At 73.4% G+C, this 11053-nt stretch carries 11 protein-coding genes, 1 rRNA gene and 1 pseudogene; 11 read left to right on the top strand and 2 right to left on the bottom strand.

Annotated elements, in window-relative coordinates:
* Positions 1 to 158: 158 nt before the first annotated feature.
* The 3 genes and pseudogenes from rrf (at position 159) to IE312_RS38225 (ending at position 2420) form a co-directional block, all read left to right on the top strand.
* Positions 159 to 275, top strand: a 5S ribosomal RNA gene (rrf, locus tag IE312_RS33275).
* 63 nt (positions 276 to 338) lie between these two features.
* Positions 339 to 1472: pseudogene (locus IE312_RS44335) on the top strand (hypothetical protein); the annotation flags it as partial.
* 132 nt (positions 1473 to 1604) lie between these two features.
* The gene (locus IE312_RS38225; RefSeq protein ID WP_194532040.1) at positions 1605 to 2420 is read left to right on the top strand and encodes a tetratricopeptide repeat protein; all 816 of its coding nucleotides are present in this window, start codon (positions 1605 to 1607) and stop codon (positions 2418 to 2420) included.
* An 83-nt stretch (positions 2421 to 2503) separates the two neighbouring features.
* On the opposite strand, the gene IE312_RS33265 is transcribed toward IE312_RS38225, so the two are convergent.
* Positions 2504 to 3787, bottom strand: a complete 1284-nt coding sequence (locus IE312_RS33265; RefSeq protein ID WP_189985949.1) for a DUF1015 domain-containing protein — start codon at positions 3785 to 3787, stop codon at positions 2504 to 2506.
* A gap of 74 nt (positions 3788 to 3861) precedes the next feature.
* Between IE312_RS33265 and IE312_RS33260 the strand changes: the two genes are divergently transcribed.
* The 4 genes from IE312_RS33260 to IE312_RS33245 all read left to right on the top strand — a co-directional run bounded on the left by IE312_RS33260 (position 3862) and on the right by IE312_RS33245 (position 7916).
* Positions 3862 to 4890, top strand: a complete 1029-nt coding sequence (locus tag IE312_RS33260) for an HAD hydrolase-like protein (protein ID WP_189985948.1) — start codon at positions 3862 to 3864, stop codon at positions 4888 to 4890.
* A 79-nt stretch (positions 4891 to 4969) separates the two neighbouring features.
* Entirely contained in the window at positions 4970 to 6013 is a 1044-nt protein-coding gene (locus IE312_RS33255; RefSeq protein ID WP_189985947.1) for a FecCD family ABC transporter permease, read from the top strand.
* Positions 6010 to 7056: a FecCD family ABC transporter permease gene (locus IE312_RS33250; protein ID WP_370467652.1), complete on the top strand. Its 1047-nt coding sequence runs from the start codon at positions 6010 to 6012 to the stop codon at positions 7054 to 7056. Before IE312_RS33255 ends, IE312_RS33250 begins: the two co-directional genes overlap by 4 nt.
* Positions 7053 to 7916, top strand: a complete 864-nt coding sequence (locus IE312_RS33245) for an ABC transporter ATP-binding protein (protein WP_189985946.1) — start codon at positions 7053 to 7055, stop codon at positions 7914 to 7916. The genes IE312_RS33250 and IE312_RS33245 overlap by 4 nt, the downstream gene beginning before the upstream one ends.
* Here the strand turns inward: IE312_RS33245 and IE312_RS33240 are convergent.
* Positions 7900 to 8247 carry a sterol-binding protein gene (locus IE312_RS33240; RefSeq protein ID WP_189985945.1) on the bottom strand — a complete coding sequence of 116 codons (348 nt, stop codon included), beginning with the start codon at positions 8245 to 8247 and terminating at the stop codon, positions 7900 to 7902. The two genes, IE312_RS33245 and IE312_RS33240, sit on opposite strands and share 17 nt — an antisense overlap.
* A 41-nt stretch (positions 8248 to 8288) precedes the next feature.
* On the opposite strand from IE312_RS33240, the gene IE312_RS33235 reads away from it, so the two are divergent.
* From IE312_RS33235 to IE312_RS43000, 4 genes are all read left to right on the top strand, one after another.
* Entirely contained in the window at positions 8289 to 8567 is a 279-nt protein-coding gene (locus tag IE312_RS33235; RefSeq protein ID WP_189985944.1) for a hypothetical protein, read from the top strand.
* Positions 8568 to 8574: 7 nt separating this feature from the next.
* Positions 8575 to 9390, top strand: coding sequence for a TlyA family RNA methyltransferase (locus IE312_RS33230; RefSeq protein ID WP_189985943.1), 816 nt, complete (start codon positions 8575 to 8577; stop codon positions 9388 to 9390).
* A complete protein-coding gene (locus IE312_RS33225; RefSeq protein ID WP_030347358.1) occupies positions 9387 to 10304 on the top strand; it encodes an NAD kinase in 918 nt (305 codons plus the stop codon). Before IE312_RS33230 ends, IE312_RS33225 begins: the two co-directional genes overlap by 4 nt.
* Before the next feature lie 39 nt (positions 10305 to 10343).
* Positions 10344 to 11053 (top strand): AAA family ATPase (locus IE312_RS43000; RefSeq protein ID WP_229900731.1); only part of this gene is annotated, 710 nt, incomplete at its 3' end.

Below are 11053 nucleotides of genomic sequence, written 5' to 3'. Positions count from 1 at the left end.
GAAGCACGGTAACGTGTGGAGGTGACCGGTACTAATAGGCCGAGGGCTTGTCCTCAGTTGCTCGCGTCCACTGTGTTAGTTCTGAGGCAACGACCGTTGCCGGTTAGAGCAGAACGCATAACAAAAAAGTGTGCTTGTTCGCTCGAAACCATTAGGGTTTCGGTGGTCATAGCGTGAGGGAAACGCCCGGTTACATTCCGAACCCGGAAGCTAAGCCTCACAGCGCCGATGGTACTGCAGGGGGGACCCTGTGGGAGAGTAGGACGCCGCCGAACAATCTTTGGAGGACCCCTGGTCACCAGCGTTCAGCTGGGACTGGGGGTCCTTTTGTTTTTACAATGCTTGTAGTACCGAAGACAGGAGTCACCATGTCCACCAACTCTCCCGACGACCGACCGGAGCGCGACCAGCGGCGACGGGACAGTGGTGACCGGGGTGACCGTGGCGGCTTCCGCCGCGACGACCGGCGTGACGACCGCCGCGACACCGATCGGCGAGGCGGCGACCGCCCCGGCTTCGCTCGCCGCGACGACCGGCGTGACGATCGCCGTGACGACCGCCGGGGCGGCGGTTTCCGTCGCGAGGGTGAGCGCGGTGCGCGTCCCGGTTTCCAGCGGGACGATCGCGACCGCGGCGACCGCGCCGGCGACCGAGGCGGGTTCCGTCGTGACGACCGGCGTGACGACCGCAGGGACGGCCGGCGCGACGACCGCGGGGACCGCGGGGACCGCGGGTTCCGTCGGGACGACCGCGGTGGTGACCGTCCCGCCTACCGGCGTGACGACGACCGCGCCGGCTACGGCCGCCGCGACGACAACCGTGGCACCTACGGCCGCCGTGACGACCGTCGCGACGACCGGCGTGACGACCGCGACCGTGGTGAGCGTGGTGGCTTCCGCCGCGACAACGACCGTCGTGACGACCGCAGGGACGACAGCCGTGACGACCGCCGTGGGGGCGGTTTCCGCCGCGAGGGCGACCGCGGTGGGCGTCCGCCGTTCCGTCGCGACGACCGCAGGGACGACCGCCGTGACGACCGCGGGGACCGCGGCTTCCGGCGCGACGACCGCGGTGGTGACCGTCCCGCCTACCGTGCCGGTGACCGTCCCTCCTACCGTCGCGATGACGAGCGCGGCGGCGATCGTCCCTCGTACCGTCGCGATGACGAGCGCGGCGGTGACCGTCCCTCGTACCGTCGCGACGACGACCGCGGCGGCTTCCGCCGCGACCACGACCGTCGTGACGATCGCCGTGACGACCGTCGTGACGACCGTGGTGGTTTCCGTCGTGACGACCGCGACCGGGGTGACCGCGGCGGCTTCCGCCGCGACCACGACCGTCGTGACGATCGCCGTGACGACCGTCGTGACGACCGTGGTGGTTTCCGTCGTGACGACCGCGACCGGGGTGACCGCGGCGGCTTCCGCCGTGACGACCGGCGTGATGACCGTGGTGGGCGTGGACCCCGCAGGGACGACCGCGGTGACCGCGGCGACCGCGGCGGGCGGCCCGGCGGTTTCCGGGGCCGTGACGGCCGGGACGACCGCCGTGGCGGTGGCTTCCGCCGTGAGGACCGGGACCGGGACCGTGAGCCGATCAAGCGGCTGCCGATCCCCGAGGACGTCACCGGTGACGAGATCGACCAGGACGTCCGGCAGGAGCTCCAGAGCCTGCCCAAGACGCTCGCCGAGGACGTCGCCAAGAACCTGGTGATGGTCGCCCGGCTGATCGACGAGGACCCCGAGGGTGCCTACGGCTACTCCAGGGTCGCGCTGCGCCTGGCGTCCCGCGTGGCCGCCGTACGGGAGGCCGCCGGGTTCGCCGCGTACGCGAACCAGAAGTACGGCGAGGCCCTCGGCGAGTTCCGGGCCGCCCGGCGGATGACGGGCACGGTGGAGCTGTGGCCGGTCATGGCCGACTGCGAGCGCGGGCTCGGCCGGCCGGAGAAGGCGCTGGACATGGCCGGTGCCCCCGAGGTGCACAAGCTGGACAAGGCCGGTCAGGTCGAGATGCGGCTCGTCGCCGCCGGTGCCCGGCGTGACATGGGGCAGCTCGACGCGGCCATCGTCACCCTGCAGAGCCCGGAGCTGGCCTCCAACTCCGTGCAGCCGTGGACCGCGCGCCTGCGGTACGCCTACGCGGACGCCCTGCTGGCCGCCGGCCGGGACCGCGAGGCGCGGGAGTGGTTCGCGAAGGCCGTCGAGGCCGACCGGGACGGCAGCACGGACGCCTCGGACCGGCTCGCCGAGCTGGACGGCGTGGAGTTCGTGGACGCCCTGGCCGAGGACGCGGTCGACGCGCCCGGCGAGACGGCGGAGTCCGGTGAGGCGGACCGTTCCGTCGAGTCCGAGGGTGCCTCCGCGGAGGACCATGACAAGGACCACGACAAGGACCGCGACAAGGACCACGACGAGGACTGACGTCGGTTCCGGTCGCTGACACCGAGAAGAGGGCAGGCCCCCGGGGGCCTGCCCTCTTTCGTTTGTGTCCGGCCGGCGCGCGCTCAGATCTCCAGCGCCCGCAGCACCAGCCCCGAGGCCGGCTTCGGACCGAACGAGGTCGACTTACGGGGCATCCGCACGCCTTGGCGGGCCAGGTCCAGCACGACCTCCTCGCGGACCGGGTGCATCAGGACGGCCGTTCCGCCGTCGCGTTCCGCCTTCTCGACCGTCGCGGCCGTGTCGTGGATGTAGGCGATGTGGGCCGGGGAGTCCTCGGGGATGCGCCAGACGTGTTCGAGGAGCGTGGCGTGCAGGACCGTGGCGTCCAGGGAGCGCCAGGCGGCCGGACGGTCCGCCGGGATGGTGCGGGCCAGCAGGTCCGGGTCCGGGCGGTCGAGGAGGTGGAAGGCGCCGTCGCCGGCCAGCAGGAAGGAGTTGCCGGCGCAGGAGGCGTCCGCGAGGGCCTCCAGCGCCTCCGGCAGGGGCAGGTCGAGGTGTCGTACCCGGAACAGGCCGTCCACCGCCGTCAGCGCGTCCGCGACGGGCAGGCCGTGCAGCAGCCGGTGGATGGCGCGGACGCGCAGCGGGTAGCGGGCCGTGTCGACCAGCAGGACGAGGCCGTAGTCCCAGGGGCTGGGGGAGGGGTGTTCGGTGCGCAGCCGGCGGTAGGTGGCCCAGCGGTGGTGGCCGTCGGCGATCAGGGCCTGGCGGCCGGCCAGGTCGGTCCGGATGCGGGCCAGGTCGTCGGGGTCGGTCACGGACCACAGGCGGTGGTGGAAGCCGTCCTCGGTGGTGGTGGCCAGCAGGGGCGGACGGTCCGCCGTGCGTTCCACGACCTCGGCCGCCGTGCCGTCGCCCCGGTAGCTCAGCAGCAGCGGCTCGAGGTTCGCGCGCGTGGCGCGCATCAGGGCCGCGCGGTCGGCGACGACGGGCGGCATGACGTCCTCGTGCGGCAGCACGACGCCCTCGCCGGGCTCCGTGACCCGCAGGGTGCCGATGACCCCGCGCTGGAGCATGCCGTTGCCGTCCCGTTGCTCGTACACGTACAGGCCGGGCTCAGGGTCGGCGGTGAGGACGCCCTCGTCCAGCCATCGGCGCAGGGTGTCGGCGGCCTGTTCGGTGCGGGCGCTGGGGGAGCCGGCCTGGGGCAGGATCAGCCGGACGATGTTGTACGGGTCGGCCGACTGGAGGTGGTGCAGGCCGTCGGGGCGTACGACGACGTCGTAGGGCGGGGACGTGACGGAGGCGAGGCTGCCGACCCGGTCGGGGTCGTAACGGAGGCCTCGGAACGGGGTCAGTTCCAGGCCTCGACGCGCCGTTGCCTCCCAGTGACCTGCTGTGTTCATCCCGGCATCGTACGTGTGCCGGGGGCGTGCGGGATGATCGGGGGAAAGGCGAGTGAACGAGGAGCGATGTGGACATGAGCCAGGGCGTCAGGACGGAGCCGATGGGCAGTGGGCGGCCCCTGAGCGAGGCGTACGACACGGCGCTGCTCGATCTGGACGGTGTGGTGTACGCGGGCGGACGCGCGATCGCGCACGCGGTGGACTCGCTGGGGGCGGCCCGCTCGGGCGGGATGCGTCTGGCGTACGTCACCAACAACGCGCTGCGGACGCCGGACGCGGTGGCCGGGCACCTGTCGGAGCTGGGCATACCGGCGGGCGCGGACGACGTCATCACCTCGGCGCAGGCCGTGGCGCGGCTGATCGCCGAGCAGGTGCCGGCGGGGGCGCGGGTGCTGGTGGTGGGCGGTGAGGGGCTGCGGGTGGCGCTGCGCGAGCGCGGGCTGGTGCCGGTGGAGTCGGCGGACGACGACCCGGCTGCGGTCGTGCAGGGCTATGGCGGGCCGGATCTGCCCTGGGGGCGGTTCGCGGAGGCGTCGTACGCGGTGCGGCGCGGTGTGCCGTGGTTCGCGTCCAACACGGACCTGACGATTCCGAGCGGGCGGGGCATCGCTCCGGGCAACGGTGCCGCCGTGGAGGTGGTGCGGATCGCGACGGGTGCGGAGCCGCAGGTCGCGGGCAAGCCGCTGCCCCCGATGCACCGGGAGACGATCCTGCGGACCGGTGCGCAGCGGCCGCTGGTGGTCGGGGACCGGCTGGACACGGACATCGAGGGCGCGTTCAACGGCGGGGTGGACTCGTTGCTGGTGCTGACGGGTGTCACCGACGGGGCGCAGCTGCTGGCGGCGCCGCCGCAGCACCGGCCGACGTATGTCGACGCCGATCTGCGCGGGTTGCTCACCGGGCAGCCGGAGATCACCCGGGAGGGTGATGGTTTCCGTTGCGGTGGGTGGACGGCGACGGCCGGGGCGGACCGGTTGGAGCTGACGGGTGACGGTGGGGCGTTGGACGGGCTGCGGGCGCTGTGCGCGGCGGCCTGGACGGCGGCGGGGGACGGTGCCTGTCGGCTGGACGGGGAGAAGTCGCTGGCCAGGCTGGGTCTCTGACGGAGTCTCAGGGGGTGCGGGCGGGGATCCCGGCGACCGGGTATCGAGCAGAGATGCGAGGGTAGGCTAACCTAACCTCGTGTTGGTCGACAGTCCTCCGGAACCGCGCGCGGAGACCTCCCCCGCGCCCCCGACCCGCCGGGCGGCGCGGGCCCTGGGGCTCCTGCTCTCGGTCCTGCTCCTGGCGCTCGTCGCCGCGGCGAGCATCGCGATCGGGGCCAAGGCGCTGTCCCTTGACCAGGTCTGGCACGGCCTGTTCCACGCCACGGGGACGTACGGCGACGTCGTCGTGGACGAACGGCTGGCGCGTACGGTCCTCGGCCTGCTGGCCGGTGCCGCGCTCGGTCTGTCCGGCGCGGTGCTCCAGGCGCTGACCCGCAATCCGCTGGCCGACCCCGGGCTGCTCGGCATCAACGCCGGCGCCTCCGCGGCGGTCGTCACCGCCGTCACCTACGCCGGCGTCACCAGCCTCACCGGCTATGTGTGGTTCGCGTTCCTGGGCGCGGCGGCGGTCGGCGCGCTGGTGTGGTTCCTCGGCGGGAGCCGCGGCGCCACCCCGGTGCGTCTCGCGCTCGCCGGTACGGCGATCAGCGCGGCCCTGTACGGCTACCTCCAAGCCGTCATGATCATGGACGGCGCGGCGCTGGCCAAGATGCGTTTCTGGACGGTGGGTTCGCTGGCCTCGGCCGGCTACCCGACCATCACCCAGGTGCTGCCGTTCATCGCGGTCGGCACGGTGCTCGCGCTCGTGCTGGCCCGGCCGCTCAACGCCGTGGAGATGGGCGACGACACCGCCCGCGCCCTCGGCGCCCACCTCGACCGCACCCGCGCGCTGGCCATGCTGGCCGCCGTGCTGCTGTGCGGTGCCGCGACCGCCGCCTGCGGCCCCATCGTCTTCGTCGGCCTGATGGTCCCGCACGTCGTGCGCTCCTTCACCGGCCCCGACCTGCGCTGGATCCTGCCGTACGCCATGGTCCTGGCGCCCGTGCTGCTGCTCGGTGCCGATGTCGTCGGCCGGGTCGTGGCCCGTCCCGCCGAGCTGCAGGTCGGCATCGTCACCGCGCTCATCGGCGGCCCGGTCTTCATCCTGCTCGTACGACGGCGGAGGACGGCCCAGCTGTGAAGACACCCTCGAAGAGCCGTGCCGTACGCATGCCCGGCGGGTTCTCCCTGCGGCTGGAGCCGCGTGCCCTGGTCGTCGTCCTGCTGCTGCTGGCCGCCGCCTGCGCCGCGGGCGTCGCCCTGATCGGCACCGGCGACGCGCAGATCCCGGCGGCCGACGTGCTGCGCGCGCTCGCCGGGAACGGCACCGCGTACCAGGACTTCATCGTCAACGAACTGCGGCTGCCGCGGGTCCTCGTCGGCCTGCTGGTCGGTGCCTCCCTGGGCCTCGGCGGCGCGCTGTTCCAGTCCGTCTCCCGCAACCCGCTCGGCAGCCCCGACCTGCTGGGCCTGTCCCAGGCCTCGACGGCCGGCGCGCTGGTCGTGATCGTGCTGCTGTCCGGCAGCGCCTCCCAGGTCACCATCGGCGCGCTGGCGGGCGGCCTGGCGACCGGTCTCGCCCTGTACGCCCTCGCCTGGAAGCAGGGTGTGCACGGCTACCGGCTGGTGCTGGTCGGCATCGGCGTCAACGCGGTCATGACGGCGGTCAACGGCTATCTGCTCACCAAGGCCGACCTGGTCGACGCGACCCGTGCGGTGGTGTGGATGACCGGCTCGCTGGGCGGCCGGGACTGGGACCAGGTCTGGCCGCTGCTGGGGCTGTGCGCCGTCGTCGTCCCGCTGGTCCTCGCCAACGGGCGCGGGCTGCGGATGATGGAGATGGGCGACGACGTCTCCCACGCGCTCGGCGTGCGGGTGCAGCGCGTCCGGCTGCTGCTGATGGTCTCCGCCGTGCTGCTCACCGCCGCCGCCACGGCCGCCGCGGGCCCCGTCAGCTTCGTCGCCCTGACCGCGCCGCAGCTCGCCCGCCGCCTGACCCGCTCGCCGGGCCCCAACCTGGTGCCCTCGCTGTGCATGGGGGCGACCTTGCTGGTCGCCGCCGACTGGGCCTCCCAGCGCGCCTTCGGCGCCGACCAGCTGCCCGTCGGCGTGGTCACCGGTGTCCTCGGCGGCGCCTACCTGCTGTGGCTGCTGGTCACCGAGCGCCGGGCGGGCCGGATATGAGGCGCGCGCCGGGCCCGGACCCGGTCGCCGCGCCCCCGAACACCCCTAGGAGCACCGTGAACCGCCTGTCCGCCGAGAACGTCACCCTCGCCTACGACCAGCGGGTCATCGCCGAGCAGCTGTCGGTGGAGATCCCGGACAACTCCTTCACGGTGATCGTCGGTCCCAACGCGTGCGGCAAGTCCACACTGCTGCGGGCGTTGTCGCGGATGCTCCGGCCCAGCCGGGGCCGGGTGCTGCTGGACGGGCAGGCCATCCAGTCGATGCCCGCGAAACAGGTCGCGCGGACCCTCGGCCTGCTGCCGCAGTCGTCCGTCGCACCCGACGGCATCACGGTCGCCGACCTCGTCGGGCGGGGCCGCTACCCGCACCAGGGCCTGCTGCGCCAGTGGTCGGCGCAGGACGAGCGGGTCGTGAACGAGTCGATGCGGCGGACCGGCGTGGCCGAGCTGGCCGAGCGGTACGTCGACGAGCTGTCCGGCGGGCAGCGGCAGCGGGTGTGGATCGCCATGGCGCTCGCCCAGCAGACCCCGCTGCTGCTCCTGGACGAGCCGACCACCTACCTGGACATCCAGCACCAGATCGACGTCCTCGATCTCTGTGCCGAACTGCACGAGGAACACGGCCGGACCCTGGTGGCGGTGCTGCACGACCTGAACCACGCCGCCCGCTACGCCACCCACCTCATCGCCCTGCGCGGCGGCACGGTGATCGCCGAGGGCGCCCCGAACGACATCGTCACGGCGGAGCTGGTCGAGGAGGTCTTCGGGCTGCGCTGCCAGGTCATCGACGACCCGGAGACGGGGACCCCGCTGGTGGTGCCGGCCGCGCGGAAGGCACGGGTCACAGCAGCTTCCTGAGCCGGAACAGGTCCAGCAGGCTCGCCTCCAGCCGCACCCGGCCCGACCCCCAGGCGGTCGCGAAGTTCAGCTCGCCGTTCACCAGGGACACCAGGTCGTCCCCGGCCATGGCGAGCCTGATCTCCGCCCGGCCGGGCGGAGGGCCGGTGAGGGTCTCGTCCACCTCGATCCGCCCGCCGGTGAGCCGGCCGGCGAAGGTGACGTCCAGGTCCGTGATGTGGCAGCTCACCGAGCGGTCCAGCGCGGCGGCCGCGTGGACGTCACCCCCGGCGCCCCGCATGTTGTCCGAAAGCTTCCCCAGTGCCCGCCGGCACTCCTCGATCGTGGCCATCGCCCCGACGGTACCCCAGCGGTTCGGGGTAGCGTCTGGGCATGAGCGAGTCCGTGTCCGAGGCCGAGATCGGCACCGAGGCGGCGCCCGCGTACGACCCCGCGGCGCCCGCCCCCCTGAACGTCCCCCGTACCCCCACCGGCGACGCCGGGACCGACGCCCTGCTGGAGCGGCTGGCCGACGCCGACCACCTCGCCACCGACGGGCACCTGGAGGTGTACGAAGATGTACACCGGGGGCTGCGCGACGCGCTCACCGCGCTCGACGCCCGCCCGGGTCCTCCGGCACCCCCTCCGCCGTACCACCAGAGCAGGAGCTGAACCGAACGTGGCAGGAGTCGCACGCCGCCGTCTCGACGCGGAGCTGGTCCGCCGGAAGCTCGCCCGCTCGCGCGAGCACGCCAGCCAGCTGATCGCCGCCGGCCGGGTCACCGTCGGCAGGACCGTGGCGACCAAGCCGGCCACGCAGGTGGAGGCAGCGGCGGCGATCGTCGTCCAGGCCGACGACACCGATCCGGAGTACGTCTCCCGGGGCGGGCACAAGCTCGCCGGCGCGCTGGCGGCCTTCGTGCCGCACGGACTCGTCGTCGAGGGCCGGCGCGCGCTGGACGCCGGCGCGTCCACCGGCGGCTTCACCGATGTCCTGCTGCGCGCGGGCGCCGCCCACGTCGTCGCGGTGGACGTCGGCTACGGCCAGCTCGCCTGGTCCCTGCAGAGCGATGAACGCGTCACCGTCAAGGACCGTACGAACGTACGCGAGTTGACGCTTGAGGCGATCGATGGGGAACCTGTGGATCTTGTCGTGGGCGATCTGTCCTTCATCCCGCTCGGGCTGGTGCTGCCCGCCCTGAAGCGGTGCGTGAAGCCGGACGCCGACCTGGTGATGATGGTCAAGCCGCAGTTCGAGGTGGGGAAGGAGCGGCTCGGCAGCGGGGGTGTCGTACGGAGTCCGCAGCTGCGGGCGGAGGCCGTGCGGGCAGTGGCCGAGAAGGCCTGGGAGCTGGGGCTCGGGGTGCAGGGTGTCACCGCCAGTCCGCTGCCCGGCCCCTCGGGGAACGTCGAGTACTTTCTCTGGCTGCGGGCGGGCGCACCCCAGGTGGACCCGGCCGACGTCGACCGTGCAGTGGCGGAGGGGCCGCGTTGACACAGAACCTGGCGCGTACTGTTTTCCTGCTCGCCCACACCGGGCGGCCCGCGGCGATCCGCAGTGCGGAACTCGTCGTCAAGGGCCTGCTGCGGCATGGCATCGGGGTGCGGGTGCTGGAGGAGGAGGCGCGCGACCTGCCGCTCCCCGACGAGGTGGCCCTCGTCAAGGAGGCGACCCCGCAGTGCCTGGACGGGTGCGAGCTGCTGATCGTGCTCGGCGGTGACGGCACGCTGCTGCGCGGGGCCGAGTTCGCCCGGGCCTCCGGGGTGCCGATGCTCGGCGTCAACCTCGGGCGCGTCGGGTTCCTCGCGGAGGCCGAGCGCGACGACCTCGACCGGGTGGTGGACCGGGTGGTCGCCCGGTCCTACGAGGTCGAGGAGCGGATGACCGTCGACGTCGTCGTGCACCGCAACGGGGACATCGTGCACACCGACTGGGCGCTGAACGAGGCGGCCGTGCAGAAGGCCGGCGCCGAGAAGCTGCTCGAGGTCGTGCTGGAGATCGACGGGCGGCCGGTGACGGGGTTCGGGTGCGACGGCGTCGTCCTGTCCACGCCCACCGGGTCCACCGCCTACGCCTTCTCCGCCGGGGGCCCTGTGGTGTGGCCGGAGGTGGAGGCGCTGCTGATGGTGCCGATCAGCGCGCACGCGCTGTTCGCGAAGCCGCTGGTGACCTCGCCGGACTCGGTGCTGGCGGTGGAGGTGCTGCCGCACGTCCCGCCGGGGGTGCTGTGGTGCGACGGGCGGCGGACCGTGGAGCTGCCGCCGGGCGCGCGGGTGGAGGTGCGGCGGGGGGCCGTGCCGGTGCGGCTGGCCCGGCTGCACCATTCCTCCTTCACGGACCGGCTGGTCGCCAAGTTCGCGCTGCCGACGACCGGATGGCGGGGGGCGCCGCACCACTCCTCGGAGTGACAAGGGCGGGCCATGTGCACTCCCCGCCCCGGACCTCGTATGGTCTGTTCCGTGTTGGAGGAGATGCGGATACGGTCGCTCGGGGTCATCGACGACGCTGTCGTCGAGCTGTCGCCGGGGTTCACCGCCGTCACCGGTGAGACAGGTGCCGGCAAGACCATGGTGGTCACGAGCCTGGGGCTGCTGCTCGGCGGCCGGGCGGACCCGGCGCTCGTGCGGATCGGGGCGGACAGGGCGGTCGTGGAGGGGCGGGTCGCCGTACCCGCCGGCGCCGCCGCCGTCGTACGCGCCGAGGAGGCCGGGGCCGAGCTGGACGACGGCGCCCTGCTCATCAGCCGTACCGTTTCCGCCGAGGGCCGCTCCCGGGCGCACCTGGGCGGTCGCAGCGTGCCCGTCGGGCTGCTCGCCGAGCTGGCCGACGACCTGGTGGCCGTGCACGGCCAGACCGACCAGCAGGGTCTGCTGAAGCTGTCCCGGCAGCGCCAGGCGCTCGACCGGTACGCGGGCGACGCCGTCGCGGTGCCCCTCGCCAAGTACACCGAGGCGTACAAGCGGCTGCGGGCCGTCTCCGCCGAGCTGGAGGAGATCACCACGCGCGCGCGTGAGCGGGCGCAGGAAGCCGACCTGCTGCGCTACGGGCTCGACGAGATCGCCGCCGTGGAGCCCCGGGCCGGAGAGGACGCCGAGCTGGCCGAGGAGGCCGAGCGGCTGGGGCACGCCGAGGCGCTGGCGTCCGCCGCGACGGTCGC

Origin of the sequence: Streptomyces capoamus (genome assembly GCF_014654935.1) — a bacterium.
Taxonomy (GTDB): Bacteria; Actinomycetota; Actinomycetes; order Streptomycetales; family Streptomycetaceae; genus Streptomyces; species Streptomyces capoamus.
Note: the sequence above shows the minus strand (reverse complement) of the source record. Positions and strands in the feature narration are given on the sequence as shown.